This is a genomic window from Sphingobium sp. (assembly GCF_048594625.1).
Taxonomy (GTDB): Bacteria; Pseudomonadota; Alphaproteobacteria; order Sphingomonadales; family Sphingomonadaceae; genus Sphingobium.
Genome location: NZ_JBMDWL010000039.1, coordinates 14,473 through 32,871 on the forward strand (window position 1 = coordinate 14,473; position 18,399 = coordinate 32,871).

Here is an 18,399-nt window from a genome sequence, read left to right on the forward strand (position 1 = left end):
GGTGTCACAGGCTTAAGCCGCGATTGCGGCCGGGCGACCAGTCGATACGCCCGCCGGGCATCATGGTACCGAGCACCTGGCCGCCCAATTGCCGGTCGAGCGCCGGACGCCAGGGCACGAGCTGGAAACCCAGACCATCGTCGATCATGGCGAAGCGTCCCGAAGCGAGGGTGATGCGCTCGCGATACTGGCCGCTGACAATCTCGCCCGGCGAGGAAGGCTGATGGCTCAGGCCCGTATTCCTCGCAATGCGCGCGACGGCCTGCTCCAGTTCCTGGTCCCGCAGCGTCGCGATCATGCCGGGCACGAGCGCGAAGTGGTTGCCAAGGCGTCTGGCCAAGCCCAACTCCTCCAGCCGATCCTGTCGCGCCGTTATGGCGTCCCTGACGTCGCGCCCGAACCCTTTGGCCGCCGCCAGCGGGGCCTGGTTTGCCAGCTGATGATCGAGCCAGGTCGCGCCGCTGGCATGGACCTGCGCGTGGAGCGACAGGTCGGAGCGGGTGGCTAGCGACAGGCGATCGCGCCCGTCCCGGCCTGCCCAGCTGCGCGTCTCGACGATGCCGCCGATCGGAGTGTCGCCGGTGAATTCGAGGTCCTCGAAGCGCAGATGATGGGTGCGGCCATCGATGCCTTCGACAATCGCGTAGGCCGACCCCGTCAGTTCGTCGTGGAGGCCGCGGGCGGCCAGGCGGCCCAGGATTGGCTCGCATGGTGCTGCTTCGTGGAGCGCGAAGCTGGAGAGGTCGGGCGCGCGGCCGCCCTTGCTCATCGCCCGGTGCATCGTCTTGATGATGTCATTGCGCATGCCAAGGTCGCGCAGGCTGCTCTCGATATCGGGCTGCAGCGTCCAGACCGCCGGTTCGATGCGATCGGCAAGCCCCATATGTTCGAGCCGCGCAGCCCGGCCCAGCAACTGCTGGCTGTCCGTTCCGGAGTAGCCTCCGGCGTCCGGCCGCAGGTCGATAAGACCAGCATTGCGCGTGGCGATCCGCGTGAGGCTCTGGTCGAGCGACGTCCAGCGGTCGGCGTCCACCTCGGGGGCCAGAGCCGCTGCGATCTCCTGCTGCGATCGCGGCCCCATTTCCAGCGTGACGCGCGCCTCGGCCCGCGCACGCATGCCCTCGCTGATATAGTCGCGATCGATGACGAGATCAGTCCCGTCATCGGCGCGCCCTCGCATCAATATGTGGACATGAGGGTTATCGGTGTTCCAGTGCTCGACGCCGACCCATTCGAGGCGCGTGTCAAGATCGCGTTCGACATCGGCCATCAGGTCGTGGGCAAAGCCGCGCAAGTCCTCCATGTCGGCGCCCTCCTGGGGCGAGACGATGAAGCGGAAGTGATGGCGGTCATCCTCGCAGCGACTGGCGAAAACGGCCCCGTCGACGTCGTTGGATCGCTGGTCGAACAGGCGAGCGCCCTGCCCGTCGCGGGTGACGCCTTCGCGCGCCAGATAGGCGATGTGCCGGGTGAGTGGCGCGGCCCGAAAGCTGGCCCCCTTGTGGCGCACGATCCGCGCCTTGATCACGACCTTGCGGCTGTCGGCACGAAAGCGGGCACCGGCCGCGGCGAGCCGACCGCGACCGATCGTTCCGGTCCCGGTCGATCGCCGGTTCCTGGCCAGTCGCGTGTGACCTGCCTTGGCCGCTGCCCTGCGAACCTGTGTGGCGAGCGTGGCGACCCGCCGCCCCTGACTCGCGCCTCTGTCGCGCGCAGGACCTGGTCGAACGTCGAAACCCTGCTCGTCCCTGCTCATGGCGCGCTTTCCGCGCTATCCGGCGGGCTTGCCAGCGCCTGAGCCGTTGAAATCGCCGACGAAAATGACGCAAGAGCCGTCGCGGCAGGGCAAGTGCCGTCTGCTAGAATCCTGAAAAACCAACCACATGCGCCCCAGCCGACGGCGGGCCTTTTATCTCGCCATCCCCAAAAGCCCTTCATGGCTTCCTTCCAGGCACGAGAATGAAGAGGCCATCCGCACTGCCTCTCGTCGCGGACTGGTTGGATTCGCCGCCCAGACCGGACGGCGATACCTCTTGGGTGGATGCTCGACCTGCCCTGCCGGGAAACAGTGAAGCCTGCGTCCACGGAAGGGCTGGTGAGGTGACGGTAGCCACCTGTTCGGCGGGCACCGAAGCGCCGATCGCTGGTGACAAGATCCGCAGATAGGCCTGCGTCTCGGCGGGCAGCGGTCTGCCGCTGCGCATATACTCCTCATACCGCCTCGGCCCGGCATTATAGGCCGCGAGCATGCCCGCCAGCCCGTAACGGTCATACATTTCGCGCAAATAGGCAGCACCTGCCTGAATGTTGTCATGCGGGGCGAAAGGGTCGTGACCAAGGCCGTGGCGGACACGCAGATCGGCCCAGGTCGCTGGCATGATCTGCATCAGGCCGATGGCCCCGGCGTGCGATACGGCAAGTGCATTGTCCCGGCTTTCCTGCCGCATCACGGCCCAGATCCAGCGTTCGGGGATCGCAAAGCGCCGCGCGGCTTGCGCGACATGATCGGCATAGGGATGCGCCTTTATCTGCCCGGCCGACTGCGCAGCGGCAACGGTCGCACAGCACAACGGCTGCAAACCCACCGCCAGTGTCGCGACCACTAGATGGGATGAGAACGGGCGCATCATCGGCCCACTCCCTGCCAGAGAAAATCTCCTTGTGGCGTCGCGCGGGTCAGCACCGGGTGCACGGTGCCAATCATACCTGTCGTCGGCAATGGCCCTAAATAACGCCCGTCGAGGCTATCCTCGGCGGCGTTGAGAAGGAGCATTTCTTCTGAACCCAGCATCCGGCACCCCGTCCAGATCGGCATAAGCCGACCGGCGCGATCATGCGCTTTGGCAAGGGCGGCGTGTCGGCCGTCGATCGTGACGAGATCGCCCGTTCGGCAAACGGTCTGACCGGCCGTTGCGGCGATACGTTTGATGAGAGGGACGCCGAGCGGCAGATAATGGCGGCGCGCCAGCCAGAGTCCGAGCGGCCTTGCCGGTTCTATCAGTGCAAGTTGACCTGTCTGCGGCAAGCGGCCCGGCGTCACGCTGTAGAGGCCGACGGGCGCACTAGCCGTAGCATTCCAAACGAGGCGCGGCGCCGGATCGAACAGGCAAAGCGCGATCACCGGCAGGACGCCGAGCGCCGTGCCGATCATGTATCTCCGGCGCGTCATCGCCCCGTCTCCCCATCCAGTTCGCGGCGTAGTTCGAAGGCTTGATGCCGGGCAAGGCTGTAGGCACGCGGCGCCATGCCCACCACGATGCGACTATGCACATGGCGCCAGTGATCCGGCGCCGCGGCACCCGGATCGATGCCGGCCGACTCCACGCAGTCTATTGCGCCGATCACCTGCTCGACCTTCGGCCAGCCCTCGATGCTGAGCAGGATCTCGCCGCCCGGCATCACGAACGGCAGCGTCGTGAACGGTTCGCCCGGTCGCACGGTTCGTACGATATCGATGCGGGACTTGATGGTGCCATGATCGTTGGCCGCCCAGCGGACGAGCGCGAAGAGCATGTCGGGTCGGAAGCTCACGACGCGTGTGCGGCGGCTGAGTATCTGTTCGCCGACATAAGCGCCGAAGCGCAGCCAATGTTCGAGCCGCTGCTCGATCCAGACAAGTTCGACACGGGTCTGGCCGTCGGCCGCATGGCTGGCGCGGCGCAGGCCGGGAGGGCGGCGAGCGGTCATGATGTCTCCTTCGCATCGTCGGGAAAATGCTGATCGATCAGCGCGCGCATGAGATCGGCCACGGTCGTGCCGCGCATGACGGCGGCAAGCTTGAGCCGTCGTCGAACGGCGGGCGTCACGTCGATGGTGAGGCGGGCGCTGAACTCCTCGCCCTGTTGCCCAACCACCGCTGTCGGCGAGCGTATCCACCGCTCGGCGGCGCCGGGCCGGGTCGCGAAGCTGCCGTTGGCGGGCGCCTTTTTCATGGGCGTAACCTCACGATCTCGGATGCCAGGCGCTCGATCTCTCGCGCGGCCGGTCCATTCGGGTCCGCCTCGAATGCCAGCCTGCCCTGCGCCATCACCTCGGCGAAGAGCACGCGCTGGGCGATGCTGGCGGTAAGCAGTGAGGGCTGCTGGCCGTCGAGCGCCGAGCGTGTCCCCTGCGCGATCCGCGTGCGCCGGTCGCACCGGTTCAGGACGAAGCGCGCATCGAGGTCGGGGTGGAAGGTGCGCGCTTCCTCGATCAGCGTCACGATCTCGGCCGACGCCCAGCCATCGAGCGCCGAGGGCTGGACGGGGACGATGGCAAGATCGGCCGCGATCAGCGCCGAGCGCATCAGTCCGGCGACGCGTGGTGGTCCGTCGATCAGCAGAAAGTCGACATTGGCAGCCTGCGCGCGCGCCTCGATGTGCAGCGTTTCGCGGCAGAGGCCGAGGACACCGAAAAGCCGTGGCAGCCCCGATTGCGCGCGTTGCTGCGCCCAGTCGAGCGCCGAGGCCTGCGGGTCCGCATCGATCAGGCAGACGCGCGCGCCATCGCGTGCCCACCGGCCGGCGAGGTGCAGGGCAAGCGTGGTCTTGCCCACGCCACCCTTCTGGTTGAGCAGTGCGACGATCATGGCACGACGCTCTGCGATGCGATCGTCGCGACGGCGCCCGGCACGGGCCCCGCGCGGCGCCTTTGGGTTAGAAAGAATCCGTAGGATTCTCTATTAGCATTGTTAAGGGGCCAAAAAGCCGAGGATTTCTGCGGCTTTGCGAGCGATTTCCGTCTTCGATAGGCCGAACTTTCGGTTTTCGATAGGCCGAGTCCGGGCGTTTTCGATAGGCCGTGTTTTCTCATCGCTTGGGCCTCCGTCCATGGCGTACCCGGCGCATCGCCTGATCGAAGGAATTGATCGGGACGGGATGGAAGGAGAGCATCTCCTTGCCGGCCGCGATCTCGATCGCGAGAACATAGCCCGGCAGCGACTGCGCCCGCACGATGGCCCGCAGCTTGAAGGCGAACTGCCGCAAGGGGATCAGCATGCCCGACTTGAGGTGGAGATGGCCGATCTCGAAGCTCCAGCCATTCTTCTGACGTCCACCATGCTTGCGCACTAGGCGGTAGAGCCATCGCTCCATGCCGCCGGTAAGCGTGAAATAGGAGCGGTCGATCGTGAGGATCAGCGCCCGATCGAGGATGCCTGCATAGAACCAGTCGGGCAGGACCAGTTCGATTCCGAGCGCACGGCCTTGGCCGTCGAGCCGCTCCTTCCATTCGTTGATCCAGGAGAAGCGATGGCGGCGACGTTCGCTCGGCTGCCGGATCGAGGTCGCGACCGTTGTCGACTGCAAGCGATCGAGCGCGGCCTTGAGCCGATCGTAATGATCGCCGCCCGTGCCTCTACCAATGAAGCTCAACAGTTCGTGCGGCTTGGTCGACATGAGGCGCGAGGTCGCGCGTCCTGCATCGCGCGCTTCGACGATCTGGCTGGCGGCCCAGATCAGGATGTCGGCATCCCAGATCGTCGCCATACCATGTTTGTGGGTGGCCTCGACTTCGATCCAGACGTCGCCCATCCGAAAGCGGATCGGCGCGACGCGCTTGCTCTTGGCCAGGCTGAAGAACGGCCAGGACATGAGATCCTGCGCGTCGCGCGGCGCGATGTCAGCGCGGATGGCGTGGAACAGTTCGAGCTGGCGTTCGGGCGTTGCCGGCATGGGCCTAGCGCCTCACCGGCTCGCTGGCGTCGATGCGCTTGGCGGGATGGACCGTCCCGCTCCCCTGGTCGGACGTGGAGCGGCGGGTGCCGATTTCCGCCCAAGCGTCGAGGTCGACGAGGGCGTAGACGATGCGACCGCCAAGTTTGCGAAAGACCGGACCCGTGCCGAAGCAGCGATGCTTTTCCAGCGTGCGCGGCGAGAGGCCCAAATGCAGGGCGGCGTCCGGCGTCTTGAGATAGCGCGGCGTGACCACCGCAGGATGGCGTTCCATATCGGTCTCCAGGGACAAAGCCGGCGCCTCTCGCCAGCCATGGGGTGTCGCCGATCATGGTGGCGCACCCCGGCGCAGGGGCCGGAGTGGCGAAAATGACGAGGGCAGATTGTCACACCGGCAAGGCGCGGCGCGGAGACTGGCTGTCAGTGATCGCGGAGCAGCTCGCGATAGCCGCCGTCGCGATACCGCTCGGCCTCGACGATCAGACGGTGCGTGCCGCGCCGCTCGCTCGATGCCTTCCATTCGGACGCAGTGAGCGGTGGGAGCGCCGGATAGGCGATCTGGGCCAGCGTTCGGAGCGGCGCGCCCGACGCCTTAGCATCGAGAAGTTCGAGCATCAGATCTAGACGGGCCGCCTGGAACCGCGAGAGACGGCTATCGTCCGGGATCTCGGCATCGCCGCGCGCGATCCAGAGCTGCGCTTGCCTGACGGCGTTCACGCGCCCGTCGAACAGGGAGTCGAGCGGCAGGTGGAAGGCCGTGTCGTGCAGGACGGGCTGGCTGCGCAACCAGAAGCGCAGCTTCTGGCGGCCGGCCCGTACGACGATGTGTGTGCCGTCGTGACTTCGCCGGCGATGGAGATGGCGGTCGGTTACCGCAAGCGGGGCGAGGCCATCGCCCTTATCGATGATGACGATCGACGCGGTGAGCGCTGGTGACCACAGGGCGGGTAGCGTCTCCGGCGGCAGACTGGGATCAATGGGGAAAGCGAAGGCCCCACGACCGGGCAAAGTCCTCCTTTGCCTGCCGGTCCCGCGCGGCGATGGCGGCGTAGCCGGCCCTGTAGGCCGGCGAACGCGACAAGAAAGCCTGCGCATAGTCGCAGTGATCCCGCCCTGCCGTCGCCATGCCTGTCGCCATCGCGTCTCGCTCCTTTCGCGAGAAGGCTGGCAGCACGGGGCACTTGCGGAAGTCCTCCAGTCGGGAGAGCGTTACCCCATTTGTGGTGGATGTGGCCGCGCTATCTGGGAAGACGGGTCGGTACGCACCCCCCCGGGGGGGGGTGCGGACCTGCCGGGTCAACGGGACCAGATGAGCGAGAAACTTTCGCCGTCGTCGGCCGCCACCAGACTGGCGTAGATCGGCGCCGGGAAGCTGGGATCGTCGATCTTGCAGCTCAGATAATCCGAGCTGGCTGCCGAAACCTTGGCCCAGGCAGCGCCGAAATCGGCGGTTCCGGCATAGATGCGGAAGTCCGGCGCCTTTTCGCTATCCTTGGAGGTGGGCCGGATGGTCGTCTTGACGTTGAGGGTAAGCGTCTTGATCGTGCCGATGAAGCCGTCTGCGGTCTTGGTGAAGGTTCCGATGATTGCCATGATCTATGCTCCTGTGTCCGAACCCGCGCCTGTCGCGGCCTCGATGGGCAGGAAGGGACCGGTGCATTTGGCAAAGCACCTGCTAGGGATGCAGCGAATGCGGAGGACCAGGCTGGCAGGGCTATTTTGCTTCGCGATGCAAAGCCGGTGCGCCGGCGGCGGGAAATAGCCCTGCCAGCCTGGTTGCATAGTCAACTGAGGCGAAGCCGTTACCGGTCAGAAGGGCCATCGAACGGAGGCCGTGCGGGCGTGGAAATGGAAGATGGAGAGCCAGGGTGACCAGCGAGTCGACAGGAAACGAGACAGTGGCCGTCAGGTCAATGCATGTCGCGCCCCGATCGTTGGCAGGATGCAGCAGCGCAATGGCGGGGGGACAAGAATGCGCTTCTAGGGGTGAGGGCAGTCCCGGCTAGGTACTGAGAACGGCATGACCGCGCCACCAGCGTCTTCAGCCGTCGGTGCCATGACGACGTCATAGTAGCAGGACCGATATCGATTGCCGCTCGTATCCGAAAAAGTGACATTGCCCCAGACGAACACCACCTTCTGGCCGCTCCTCACGGCGTCGACATCCGCCTTTTTTACGACGACGTCGATCATTTTGGTGGGATAAAACTGATCGTTCGGCTTGATCGGATTCTCGTTTCCTCCAAATGCGTGGAAGCGCATTTCGAGCATGTCCTGATAGAAACTGTCTCCCACAGCGAAGTTGAACACCGTGATGCCGGGAAGCAGCGTCGCGCCACCGATATTCGAATATTTCGGTCTGACCCGCAGTTTCAGATTCCCCTCACTGTCGGCTGCATCGAACCAAACTTGAATTTCGACATTCGATAGCACTGCCACTGGCTTGCGGCCTGCGGCAACAAGTTCTGCCGATTTCTGCTGAAGTTCGGCCGCTCGTACGCCCGCTTCCGCCATCCGCATATTGGCCTGAGCTGCAGAAAGCTGCGCCGCAGTTGCATCGACCGTAGCCTTGGCGCTTCCCACCAGAGCTTCGGCCTGACGGATGATTGCGACTTCCTGGCCACGAGCTGCCGACGCTGAATCCTTTGCCGCCTGTGCGGCATCTGCGGCTGCCTTCGCCTGACGCTCGATCGCTGGGCGTTCGAGTGTCATAGATGTTGCGATGGCCTTCATTTGCGCAATGGCAGCGTTGGTGTCTTTCCCGCTGCCTGCGGCAAGATGGAGCGTAACGACGATCGTCGCGAACGCGGCGACGACGCCAAAAAATGCAATGCACAGCATAAACCAGTCGTATCGGTCACGGAGCGACCTGGCAGTGCTTTCCGGAGCGGCCTGCAACTTGCGCGTTGGCCGCCGATACCTTGCAGGTCGGGGTGTGCGCGACGAATGTCTCAACTTGTCACCATTACCGACGGAAGGGAGCGAGAGTGGATCTATCTCAATACTGAGCTGGTCCTAGCCAGCTAGGACTGCTTCGATCGTATTAAGGAGAAAGCGGACATCGGCGGGAACGATCTCGATACTGAGGTCACCATGCACCGCACGATTGCGCGTGGCGACTAGTGCAAGAAGCCGTGTCTCGCTTTCGGCCTCCACCAGACCGTCCATCACGAGGCTTTGAACCACCGTTGCTGGTTTGCGCGGGCGAGTATAGGTGTCGCTTTCTCGGGTGTGCAGCGTTGCCTCAAGCAGCGAAAAACCCAGCAGCAACGCTGGCTTTGTATATCCCAGTTCGAGAATTTCCCGTGCCTGACGCAGCTGATCGAAAACAGCGCTTTTAGCGGCAGGTGGCAAGATTCCGGCGGCAAGCGGCTCGCCACCGCCATAGACGACATTGAATTTCCAGTCCGGCTGCCCTTCGAAGCGCGCACGCACGTTGGCTATCTTCGCCTTTTCAGCGCCTCTGTGGTTCGCAATTACTTCGATTGCAACGTTCGGGAGCGGGCCAATGGCGATCGCGTCAGGCTGATAGCCGTCGAGAAAGAGCGGAAGGTCATCGGCTGACGGATGCACGACGAAGCGATAGCCGCGACTTTCGTAGCGCGGCCGAAGTTCCTCCAGAGCGCGTTCTTCGACCAGGCTGTGGTATGAAGAGCGTGGCGAACTCATCGTGCGGATCTCCATGCCAAGTCGTCTGTAACCCTAATATACACAAGCGGTGGTTCCATATCCAATGCGGCGGCCAGTTGCGGACTGGGATCCTCGATTTCCCATATAATTCCGGGTTCAAACTTCTGCACTTCCACACGCTCAACGACATGATCATCGGGGTAGGCAATGGTCCGCATGCCGTCGAGGATGAGTTTGACGATGTTGTCAACGTCGCCATCGATTGGCGCGACAGGAAAATAGTAAATCGTGACGGCAAGCGGCCGGACATCAAGGAAGCCGAGGGGGTAGGTTTCAAGCTGCCGCTCCTGCGCAGCAGCGTTTACCGTGTCTTTCCAATCCCGCTTTGCCTGCTTGTTGTCGCTTTGGAGCGAACGCGGCGTTCCCTGCACAATGAACTCGAAGGGGAACAGCGTTTCGTCGATCGACATACGCAAAAGCTGTACTGAAATCGTTTCTCGCGGCAAGTCCTTGGCCACAGTGAACGTAACATCGCCCGTGAAGGCAGAGCTATGTTTCCTGCGCGGCGGATAGGGGCTGGTTCGTATGGCTCGATGCCATGCTGAACTATTAGCTGCGCTTGCCTCCCTGATTTACGATTTTACGACAGTCAGTCATTGCAGGTTTACAGCAATCTGCGTTTGCGGAAATACGGATCAGCATGAGTACGCTGGAGTCCGTTCGTGCTGATCCGTATTTCGGGGCGCCGCGAGGCGCCCCAAGGGCGGCCAGGCCTCATCGCGCCTGCGCGAAGGCCGTCGCCGCTGTATCAGCAGAGGCAAATGTTCGGCAGCTCAGCAAACCATGGGCATTCCCATCGCCATCGACGATGAACATCGCGACGAACCAGCTTCCGTCCAGAAAGCCGTGTGCAACGATCCGGTCCAGTTCGATACCGTCGTCCTGCGTGATGTAGCTACCGACCGACCTTTCGACGGCACGCGCATCCCAGCGGATGTCGATTTCCTCGGCTTCCATGAAGCGAGATGCCAGGGCTTCGCCTGCGCCGCGGCCGAATTCCAGTTCAAGTCCTGCGATCAGGGCCGTCATCACGCGATCCGATGCAAGGCCAATGGGCTGAACGATGCTCATGGGAAAATCTCCTTGTGCTTGCGACCCCGCAAGTCGGGGACCGACAGGAAGGGACGGGCGCCGGGAGGCTGTCAGGGCCGCCGCGCGCAAGCCGGCGCCGCGCCAGCGGGCGCAAGGGGGAACCGATTTGCGCTGCAAATTGGGGGAGACCTGCGAGCCTTGAAAGCCGCGCCGCCGCCCGTCACGATGGGAAGATCTCGACGCCCCCCCTCTTCCTTCTGTTCGAGACGCCGCCGGCAACGCCGGCGCTTCCACAGAACCGCACTTCCGTCTTGGCGGACTGGCTTGTTCAACGTGTTATCATGTTAGCTTGATGCCGGGGAAAAGCAGGGAAGCAGCGAAGTCGGCCAGTCGCCTGCGCGCTGACCGGCTTTGCAAAATCCGGAAATCAAGCCCCGCGCCGGTTGGCGCGGGGCCAGATAGCCTCAGTCGCCCGGGTTCCAGATGAGGGCGTAGCTGTCCTCGTCATCCTGGCCTGCGGCGCGACCGAGATTGGCGTAGATGGTGCGTGCGCCAAGTTCGGGGGCCGCCATGGCGACGCGGATATATTCGCGCCCCGATACTTCACCAGTGCGGATCCAGCCACCGCCCAGCTCGGTGCCACCCGAGAGGATACGGTAGTCAGGCTGGTCACCGCTCTTCCCGCGATTAGGGACGATCTCGATGTCGGCGCGAACCGCAAGGGTCTTGAGAACGCCTTTGAAACCGCCATTTTCGAGCCGCTGTACGTAACCGATGGCTGGCATGTGAAATCTCCTTGGAATAACCCTGCGGCCTATCCGCCGGGCGTGCGGACCGATGGGCAGTGCGCCGGGCGTCTCCGAACCTTCAGGCCGGAGCGATGCAGCGGAGGACCGGAGAGCCGTCTTCAATTTGGAGCGGAGCGGCCGCGAGGAGCCGGCACGGCGGGGAAATTGGAGCGGATTGATGGTTTCGTGAGGCGACCGAGACGCTGCCAGGTCCAAGCACTCGACCCGGGAAATGGCCGCAAATAATTCATCAGGAAGGTGCTGACAGCCTTTTCGGGGATGGGAGTCACGGTTCGTTGCGTGTGAAGGCGAGGGTACTGCAATATGCTGGCGACCGTTCTTCAGGTCGTCCCGGCACGGCGAGAAGAGACGATCTGCGCCAGGACCTCACCATCCGCGTTGCGGCCGGGCGATCTGGCGGCCATAGGCCGCCGCATGGATGATGATGTCATAGCCCTGATTACAGCGATTCTCCAGCGAGCGCCCCAATGGGTGCGGCACGACCTGCTCTCGAAAGAGGAGATGACTCGGCTCCGCGCCGAAGAAACGCTCGCAGCCATGATCGCCAACGGGCTACGGGCAGGAACAAGCGACTCGCCGACGAGTTGAATGCCGGAACTCCATAGGGTGATTTCGGCATGGCCTGGTTTGCCCGAACATATCTCCGTTGCATAGCTGGCATCATCTGCCTGACATCGGCCGCGCCTGGCGTAAGCGATGCAGCCGATGCCGGAATTGAGGTGCGCTGCGCCGGGGGCAGGAGCTTCGTCGTACAGGTCGAACCTGCTCGCGCGGTGGTAACGATGGGACCACAGCGCATCAGCCTCCCCCGACGGCAGATGCCGCTCGCCCAATATTATCGCAGTGACGAAGCGGCGCTTGTCATTGATGGCGCATTCGTGGCCTTCGTTCCGAAGGGCGATGAAAGTTGGCGCGACTGTCGAATGGAGGCGGCGGGCACAGCGCTCGCCAATTAGCCGACTAGCGCGACGCACAGGGGAAATCGCTTCCGCAACGGTGGGAACATCGACCGATCCGGCCTGTTGGCTTCATTCCCCACAGGAGAGAGTTGATGGTAGCCGAACCCAAGGATGGCGAACAGGATCAGGCCGATGTGCAGGATGATGAAATAGAGGATCTGCCAGAGGAAAATCTCAATGACCCGGACGCGCCGCAGGACGATGCGGCGACGAAGGCCGAAGCGCAGGCAGAAGCCGCCGAGCGTCGTGAGGACGAAGGCGGCTATCAGTGAAGGAAAGCCGCGCCCCGGCCCGCGCAGTGGGGCGGGGCGCGATCGATTTTCAGGGCAGGAACCGCAGGGGCGGCACCGAAAGGTCACCTGCCATGAAATAGGCCATGATGGCTTCATAGCTGCCAAGGCTCATGGCCCGGTCCATGGTCATCACTACTTCATCATCCTCGTCGGCGGCAAAAAGCCTTACCTCGCCGGAGCCTGTAAACACAGCGCGTTCCGGTCCGAACTGCGCGGCGCTCCCGCCCGACCAGCGGACGTAAGGCAGGCCATGTACGGCACAGAAGCCCTCTACCAGATCGACCCGTCCCCATGCGACCTCATGGGCATAGAGCGACAGTGGGGCGTCAGTCGGGAAATCGTTGGCGGTGAAGGCATCGGCGTCATAATCGAGGGCCAGACCTTCGGCCTGAATGTGGCCTACAAGATCGCCGCGCAGCGCGACGGGAAGATCGCCGCCCAGCGTGATGGACAGAGAAACCCGATCTACCATGATGAAACTCCCAATAGGCGCGCCGGGGCCGGAACGGCGACGGCGCGCAGATTTTTCGAGGGCTATGGCGAGGCGGGCGGCGGCGAAGCGCCGCCCGCAGGAGAACATCAGGCTGCAAGCCGCTCGTCTCCTTCGGCTCTGTCGTCAGGCAGCGACATGACACTGCCGGGGGTAACGGGATCGGGCATGTCGGGTGCGGATGCGGCGCTGTCATGCGCCTCCTTCGCTTTCATTACCGCTTCATGGGCGGCGACAGTTCCGACCCCGCCGCGCTGCGAGTAGGCGGCAGGCGGGAACTGCATCCAGCGCGGCACCCAACGATCCTTCTTGTCGCGACCATTGGTGCCGTCGAGCGCATCGCGGACAATGGCTTTCAAGGTCTTGGCCTTCTCGTTCGCATTGGAGGCTGCAACCGAGGGGCTGGTCACGTCCGCGACCAGATGACCAAGGATTTCCCGGTCGCGCAGCAGTTCAAAGAAGGCGGTGTCGGCCTGCCAATAGTCTGCCATGTCAACGCCCAGATGCAGGCCAACCGCATCGACGGCGGCGCTGCCGCTGCTGAGGCTTTCGCCCATGATGATGGCGATCAGGTTCATTACCTGCACATCATCGAGGTCGAGCAGGGTCAGGAAGACTGCGACAAGGCCGGTATTGGGGCCGAAATCGTCACTGCGCCCTCCAATGACGGCCGGTTCCTCCGCGTCGAAGCCGAGCACCGCCAGCGCCTTGCGCCGCATATGGTCGAAGTCTGCTTCCCCGACGGCGTTCTCGACGCTCTCGGCGACTGCCTCGTTGCGGCTGGTCTGCGGCTCGACATCGATCCGCCAGAGGGGCGATCCGACGATGACATGGGCCACCATCAGGCGCAGCGCAACGGCGGGCGAACTGGTGAGTGCGGCGCGGACGGCGGCATGGCGATGCAGGTCGAGATAGGTCGCCATGGTCGAGGTGATTTCCGGGCGGACAATCTTGCCGCCCATTCCGACCGATTGCCCCTTTTCGATCCGCTCGGCCTCCTTGCGGGTCAGATAGCCTTCATGGAAGATGACTTCACCGGTACCGCGCACATCGACATAGATACGCCCGCCGTGGCGCTTGCTTGCCTTCACATATTCCCATGTCGAGAAATGGTCGGAAGGCGGCACGATCACAACATCATTCCATCCCTCGTCCAGATAGGTTTCGCGCCGGTCGTGGATGGCGGCGTCCTGCGCCTTCCAGAAGCCATCGGCATCGGCAAAATAGGCTTCCTCGCCGAACAGGTCGGAGATGACGGCAAGGCCGCTCGCCTCGATATCGAACAGGGCATGATGGGTTCCGATGGACTGGCCGCCCATCAACCACGCCTTGAGCTGGTGGCCACTCGGCGCATAGGCGTCCTCGTCGTCCAGCAGGGCGAGCCACGCCTTTTGCTGGCTCTTGGACGCAAGCGTCAGATGGCGCACGGTGGCCCGGTCGATCTCGTCGGCGGCATAGAGGCGACGGATGCGGGGTAGCAGGTTGCCCAGCGCCAGCACTCTTTTGACAGTCAGTTCGGGCAGGCCGAAGGTCGCGGCGATGTCGCTCGTCTTGCGCCCTTTCTTCACCAGCCGGGTGAAGCTCTCCCATTGGGTCACTTCGTCGGCATCGCGGCGAGCCATATTCTCGATCATGGATGCTTCCACCGCGTCGGCGTCGTCGCCTTCCTCAAGGATGGCGCAGGGCAGCAGTGCAATTTCGTTGTCCGCCTCGCCCATGGCGCGCTTCTCCTCGGCGACGATCAGCGCGGCATGATAGCGCCGCGAGCCGGCGAGGATTTCAAAGGCATCGCGCGCGCACCGTTGACCTTCGGTCGCCTCCGGCCCGACAGGCTCAGGACAGGGATTGGGTCGCACGATGATCGGCTGAATGACGCCGCGCTTGCGCACGGTCGGCAGGATGTCCGACACATCGGGAACGCTCTTGGAAAAGCGCATATTGGCCTTGCTGACAGACAGCTTGTTGAGAGGGATAAAATCGAGTTTCATGGGTGTCACTCCTTGTGAGTGCCGGGCCGTCGCATTGGACTGTGGGCGGTCCGGCTTAGGCAAAGCGGCGTTACGCGCCGCGCGTCATCCTGCCGCCCCTTGCGCGGGGTCGGCTGGAAGGTCGGGAGCCGCATCGGGTCTGGCGCGGATCAAAAGCTGCTCAGCATGGATGATGGAGCCTGCACGGCGGGCGGTAGACGCCCAGCGGGACAGGCTGTGCGGACTGTAAAAACCTTCGTCGCGCTCGATCCGCATTCCATAGGGCAGTCGGATGCTCTCGATCTCGTTAAGGGAGAAGACGCCCATTTCCGGGCAGCCAAAGCCAAGATCGGCAAGGCCGAACAAAGTGTCGCCATCCGTATAAAGTTCGGTCGCGAGCCAGGTGCCAGCCCCCAGCGGATTGAAGAATTTGACCACAGGGACCGGATCAAACGGCTGCGCCTGCGCGGCGGCGCTGTTTATCGCGTTGGCGCGCAGGGCATAGCGGATATCGGGGGTGAGAAGGATCATGCCGCCTTCCTTTCCGGTTCGACGGCTTTCCCCAGTTCTTCCCGGCCAGCGACAGCGCCCTGCGCTTCGCGATGGCGGGAAAGCAGCCATTCCGCTGCCTTGCTGGCCGCACCTGCGGCGCGGAAGATGGCGCGATTATCCTCGCGCAGCACTTCCAGCCACGAGCCGATATAATCTGCATGGCGCACGGTGGGCACGATACCCAGCGCCGCACAGAGGAAGGCCGATCCCATTTCGGCGATCAGTTCCTCGCGGGCATAATCCTTGCTGCCAAAGCAGTTTTTAAGATCGCGACCGAGCCGGGACGCATGGCCTGTCGCGTGGGTCAGTTCATGCAGGCAAGTCCGGTAGTAATTGACCTGCTCATAGAAGGCGGGCTGCGGCGGCACCTGCACCACGTTGAGCGAAGGCATGTAGAACGCCTTGTCTCCGCCGATACGGAAATCCACGCCGCTCGCCGCGATCACCTCCTCGGCAACAGGCACGATTTGCTGCTCTGGCAAGGGCGCGGGTTCTGCGGCGAGGCCGGGGCGCAGCCCTTCGCACTGCGACACATTGAAGACGGTGAAGCGTTTCAGGAAGGCAATCGACTTGGGGTCTTCCCCCGTCTCCCGCGCCTTCTCTTTTTCGGCCTCCGGGGTAAAGCGGTCGGCATAGACCACGGTCGTTCCCTGCTCGCCCTTGCGAATGCACCCGCCAGCATCGAGCGCCTGTTTGAAGGTCAGCCAGCTTTGCGAGGGATAGCCCCGGTCTACGGCCGCGCCCCACAGGATCAGGATATTGACGCCGGAATAGCAGCGAGCCGTCAGCGCATTGCGCGGAAGTCCGGGGGCCAGCTCCCCGCCGATGGCGGCAGCGACGTCCGAGGCCCACGGCTGAACCCATGGGAAACGCCCTTCCTCAAGCTGCGCGATGATCTTGGCTGTCACCTCGTCATAGAGGCTGATCCGTTCGGGCTTGGCATTTTCGGCGCAACGCTTGATCTTGCCGCGACCGTTGGTGGAATGAGCCATGTCCTGTCCTCCTGCCTGCCCAACAACATGAGACTCCCCGAAAAGCGGGGGTGGGCGGCAAGACGCGACTGGAAAGGCCCTCTCCGGCGGGCGCAGGCACCGAAGGGCGCAACGCAGTGCAGCACCTGCAAGCGAAGCGCTGCGGGTTGCCGGCGACCGCGAAGGGTCTAGGAGGGAGCGCCGCCTGCTCCCGCTTTCTGGGAGAGGCTCCACAAAAGCGCCGCCGCGCCAAGCGCGGCGACCGCACAGCGGACCCTATGGGGCCGCCCCCTGCCCGTGATCGTTACCGAATGGACCAGACCCGGGCCCGGGGCTGGGTGCCGCCGACCTTGTGCGGCGGCATAGAGCGCGATCGGCGAAGCCGCAGGCCCACGCTGGACGCCCGTCCGCAGAATCCGTCTCACCGGGGTGATGGGTGACATCACGATTATCCGTAAAGGCGCAAAGACTGAACCCCAGAATAAAGTGTGACCTGGCTGGGCAAAGCCAATGGAAAAGATTACCCCATCCTCGCCGATCTCGATGAGCGCGGCGCCAAGGTCGTGATCTTACAGTATTCTCGCAGGGTCTCACCCCGTCAGATCGACGCTGAAATCTACAAGTGGCGTCACCTCATCGAGAATTTCTTCTGCAAGCTCAAAGAGTTCAAGCGCATCGCCACGCGAGCCTGCAGGACCTGGCCTGCTGCCGGTTTGGTGGACACCGAGATAAGGTGTTTTGACCTATCGGAGAGCCGGAATGCAGAGAAGGAAGTTCAGCCGCGAGTTCAAGCTTGAGGCGGTAAGATTGGTTCGGGAGCGGGGTGTCGCGGTTGCGCAGGCCGCCCGCGATCTTGATGTGCACGAGAATGTGCTGCGTAAATGGGTTCGGGAGTTATCCGCCGATCCAGTTCAGGCCTTTCCCGGCAATGGTCAGATAAAGCCGGAGCAGTTGGAGTTAGAGCGGCTGCGCCGCGAAGTGGCCAAGCTGAAGGCGGAAAGAGACATACTAAAAAAGCCGCCGCCTACTTCGCGAGGGAATCGATATGAGGTTCACCTTTATTGCGAAGCACCGAGGGATCTGGCCGGTGGCATGGATATGCGAGGCGCTCGGTGTTTCGCGAAGCGGTTTTCATGCCTGGCTGACGCGAGCGCCGTCACAGCGGTCGCGCGACGATGAGGAGATCGGCGCCAGGACCACGGCCAGCCATATCAGCAGCTATCGCACCTATGGTGCGCGTCGGGTCTGGCACGACCTTCTCGCCGAAGGCTATCAATGCGGTCTGCACAAGATCGAGAGGCTGATGCGCGATCAGGGCCTTCGGGTGCGTCCGCGTCGCCGCGGGCTTCCCAAAGATCAGGGCGAGCGATCCGTCATTGCTGGCAATGTGCTGGATTGCCAGTTCACGGCCGATAGCCCCAACCAAAAATAGGTGGCAGACTTCACCTATATCTGGACCGCAGAAGGATGGCTCTACGTGGCCGCCGTCATCGACCTGTTCTCCCGCAGAGTAGTAGGCTGGTCGATGAGCAGGTACGGAATCTGCTGGGATAATGCCGCCATGGAAAGCTTCTTCTCATCCCTCAAGACCGAGCGGATCGGGAAGAAGGTCTACCGATCCAGAGCCCAGGCGAAGGCCGAGATGTTCGACTATATCGAATGCTCCTACAATCCGACCCGGCGACACTCGACCCTTGGCTATCTCAGCCCCATAGATTTCGAACGGGAAGCTGGTGTAGCCTGATTGAGCCTATCTCCGTGTCAGCCAAACCGGCAGCAGGCCAACCGACCGATGCTTCCAGGCCATGATCTACCTCGCAGCCGCTGTGATAAATTAACGATGAATCCCCACAAGCTCTAGTCTGTGTGGACACTTACCTGAGCCATAGTATGGTAGCGGCGAGAGTGACGACAGCGAGATAGTTTCGAGCGGTTTTCTCGAAACGTGTGGCGACACGCCGGAACTGCTTGAGTTTGCTGAAGCA

Annotated in this window: 22 protein-coding genes and 3 pseudogenes; 4 read left to right on the forward strand and 21 right to left on the reverse strand. The window is 63.2% G+C overall.

Translation table 11 applies throughout. The annotated features are described in order from the left end of the window. Positions 1-4: 4 nt before the first annotated feature. From ACOJSJ_RS05470 to ACOJSJ_RS05545, 16 genes are all read right to left on the reverse strand, one after another. Positions 5-1,756: a relaxase/mobilization nuclease domain-containing protein gene (locus ACOJSJ_RS05470; protein ID WP_420143979.1), complete on the reverse strand. Its 1,752-nt coding sequence runs from the start codon at positions 1,754-1,756 to the stop codon at positions 5-7. Between the two features lie 178 nt (positions 1,757-1,934). After that, positions 1,935-2,630, reverse strand: coding sequence for a lytic transglycosylase domain-containing protein (locus ACOJSJ_RS05475; RefSeq protein WP_420143980.1), 696 nt, complete (start codon positions 2,628-2,630; stop codon positions 1,935-1,937). Further along, positions 2,627-3,151 carry a S26 family signal peptidase gene (locus ACOJSJ_RS05480; protein ID WP_420143981.1) on the reverse strand — a complete coding sequence of 175 codons (525 nt, stop codon included), beginning with the start codon at positions 3,149-3,151 and terminating at the stop codon, positions 2,627-2,629. The genes ACOJSJ_RS05475 and ACOJSJ_RS05480 overlap by 4 nt, the downstream gene beginning before the upstream one ends. Before the next feature lie 14 nt (positions 3,152-3,165). Beyond that, positions 3,166-3,687, reverse strand: a complete 522-nt coding sequence (locus ACOJSJ_RS05485) for a DUF2840 domain-containing protein (RefSeq protein WP_420143982.1) — start codon at positions 3,685-3,687, stop codon at positions 3,166-3,168. Next, entirely contained in the window at positions 3,684-3,932 is a 249-nt protein-coding gene (locus ACOJSJ_RS05490; RefSeq protein ID WP_420143983.1) for a ribbon-helix-helix protein, read from the reverse strand. The genes ACOJSJ_RS05485 and ACOJSJ_RS05490 overlap by 4 nt, the downstream gene beginning before the upstream one ends. Continuing rightward, positions 3,929-4,567 carry a ParA family partition ATPase gene (parA, locus tag ACOJSJ_RS05495; RefSeq protein ID WP_420143984.1) on the reverse strand — a complete coding sequence of 213 codons (639 nt, stop codon included), beginning with the start codon at positions 4,565-4,567 and terminating at the stop codon, positions 3,929-3,931. Before parA ends, ACOJSJ_RS05490 begins: the two co-directional genes overlap by 4 nt. A 220-nt stretch (positions 4,568-4,787) precedes the next feature. Then, entirely contained in the window at positions 4,788-5,651 is an 864-nt protein-coding gene (locus ACOJSJ_RS05500; protein ID WP_420143985.1) for a replication initiator protein A, read from the reverse strand. 4 nt (positions 5,652-5,655) lie between these two features. After that, entirely contained in the window at positions 5,656-5,925 is a 270-nt protein-coding gene (locus ACOJSJ_RS05505; RefSeq protein ID WP_420143986.1) for a helix-turn-helix transcriptional regulator, read from the reverse strand. A 146-nt stretch (positions 5,926-6,071) separates the two neighbouring features. Then, complete coding sequence (locus tag ACOJSJ_RS05510; RefSeq protein ID WP_420143987.1) at positions 6,072-6,659, reverse strand: DUF2285 domain-containing protein; 588 nt, start codon at positions 6,657-6,659, stop codon at positions 6,072-6,074. Beyond that, on the reverse strand, positions 6,625-6,789 hold the full coding sequence (locus ACOJSJ_RS05515; protein ID WP_420143988.1) for a transcriptional regulator domain-containing protein: 165 nt from the start codon (positions 6,787-6,789) through the stop codon (positions 6,625-6,627). Before ACOJSJ_RS05515 ends, ACOJSJ_RS05510 begins: the two co-directional genes overlap by 35 nt. A 158-nt stretch (positions 6,790-6,947) precedes the next feature. Continuing rightward, complete coding sequence (locus tag ACOJSJ_RS05520; RefSeq protein WP_420143989.1) at positions 6,948-7,244, reverse strand: DUF736 domain-containing protein; 297 nt, start codon at positions 7,242-7,244, stop codon at positions 6,948-6,950. Positions 7,245-7,631: 387 nt separating this feature from the next. Next, positions 7,632-8,492, reverse strand: a complete 861-nt coding sequence (locus tag ACOJSJ_RS05525; protein WP_420143990.1) for a hypothetical protein — start codon at positions 8,490-8,492, stop codon at positions 7,632-7,634. Between the two features lie 174 nt (positions 8,493-8,666). Further along, the gene (locus ACOJSJ_RS05530) at positions 8,667-9,335 is read right to left on the reverse strand and encodes a hypothetical protein (protein WP_420143991.1); all 669 of its coding nucleotides are present in this window, start codon (positions 9,333-9,335) and stop codon (positions 8,667-8,669) included. Further along, a complete protein-coding gene (locus ACOJSJ_RS05535) occupies positions 9,317-9,799 on the reverse strand; it encodes a RusA family crossover junction endodeoxyribonuclease (protein WP_420143992.1) in 483 nt (160 codons plus the stop codon). Before ACOJSJ_RS05535 ends, ACOJSJ_RS05530 begins: the two co-directional genes overlap by 19 nt. 256 nt (positions 9,800-10,055) lie before the next feature. After that, positions 10,056-10,412 (reverse strand): hypothetical protein, encoded by a 357-nt coding sequence (locus ACOJSJ_RS05540; RefSeq protein WP_420143993.1) that lies wholly within the window; start codon positions 10,410-10,412, stop codon positions 10,056-10,058. A gap of 425 nt (positions 10,413-10,837) precedes the next feature. Continuing rightward, positions 10,838-11,158 (reverse strand): DUF736 domain-containing protein, encoded by a 321-nt coding sequence (locus tag ACOJSJ_RS05545; RefSeq protein WP_420143994.1) that lies wholly within the window; start codon positions 11,156-11,158, stop codon positions 10,838-10,840. Positions 11,159-11,485: 327 nt separating this feature from the next. Between ACOJSJ_RS05545 and ACOJSJ_RS05550 the strand changes: the two genes are divergently transcribed. Continuing rightward, a complete protein-coding gene (locus ACOJSJ_RS05550) occupies positions 11,486-11,770 on the forward strand; it encodes a DUF6771 family protein (protein WP_420143995.1) in 285 nt (94 codons plus the stop codon). A gap of 463 nt (positions 11,771-12,233) precedes the next feature. Next, positions 12,234-12,413 carry a hypothetical protein gene (locus ACOJSJ_RS05555; protein WP_420143996.1) on the forward strand — a complete coding sequence of 60 codons (180 nt, stop codon included), beginning with the start codon at positions 12,234-12,236 and terminating at the stop codon, positions 12,411-12,413. Between the two features lie 49 nt (positions 12,414-12,462). Here the strand turns inward: ACOJSJ_RS05555 and ACOJSJ_RS05560 are convergent, their stop codons facing one another. The 4 genes from ACOJSJ_RS05560 to ACOJSJ_RS05575 form a co-directional block, all read right to left on the reverse strand. Continuing rightward, complete coding sequence (locus ACOJSJ_RS05560) at positions 12,463-12,906, reverse strand: hypothetical protein (RefSeq protein WP_420143997.1); 444 nt, start codon at positions 12,904-12,906, stop codon at positions 12,463-12,465. Between the two features lie 107 nt (positions 12,907-13,013). Further along, positions 13,014-14,912 (reverse strand): ParB/RepB/Spo0J family partition protein, encoded by a 1,899-nt coding sequence (locus tag ACOJSJ_RS05565; protein ID WP_420143998.1) that lies wholly within the window; start codon positions 14,910-14,912, stop codon positions 13,014-13,016. Between the two features lie 84 nt (positions 14,913-14,996). After that, positions 14,997-15,422 carry a DUF2958 domain-containing protein gene (locus ACOJSJ_RS05570; protein ID WP_420143999.1) on the reverse strand — a complete coding sequence of 142 codons (426 nt, stop codon included), beginning with the start codon at positions 15,420-15,422 and terminating at the stop codon, positions 14,997-14,999. Then, positions 15,419-16,435, reverse strand: a complete 1,017-nt coding sequence (locus ACOJSJ_RS05575; RefSeq protein WP_420144000.1) for an ArdC family protein — start codon at positions 16,433-16,435, stop codon at positions 15,419-15,421. The genes ACOJSJ_RS05570 and ACOJSJ_RS05575 overlap by 4 nt, the downstream gene beginning before the upstream one ends. Before the next feature lie 524 nt (positions 16,436-16,959). On the opposite strand from ACOJSJ_RS05575, the pseudogene ACOJSJ_RS05580 reads away from it, so the two are divergent. Together ACOJSJ_RS05580 and ACOJSJ_RS05585 are read left to right on the forward strand one after the other, a co-directional pair. Continuing rightward, positions 16,960-17,211: pseudogene (locus tag ACOJSJ_RS05580) on the forward strand (hypothetical protein); the annotation flags it as partial. After that, positions 17,174-18,158, forward strand: a pseudogene (locus ACOJSJ_RS05585) (IS3 family transposase). The pseudogenes ACOJSJ_RS05580 and ACOJSJ_RS05585, both read left to right, overlap by 38 nt. Positions 18,159-18,288: 130 nt before the next feature. Here ACOJSJ_RS05585 and ACOJSJ_RS05590 read toward each other — a convergent pair. After that, positions 18,289-18,399 (reverse strand): annotated as a pseudogene (locus tag ACOJSJ_RS05590) (IS5/IS1182 family transposase); the annotation flags it as partial.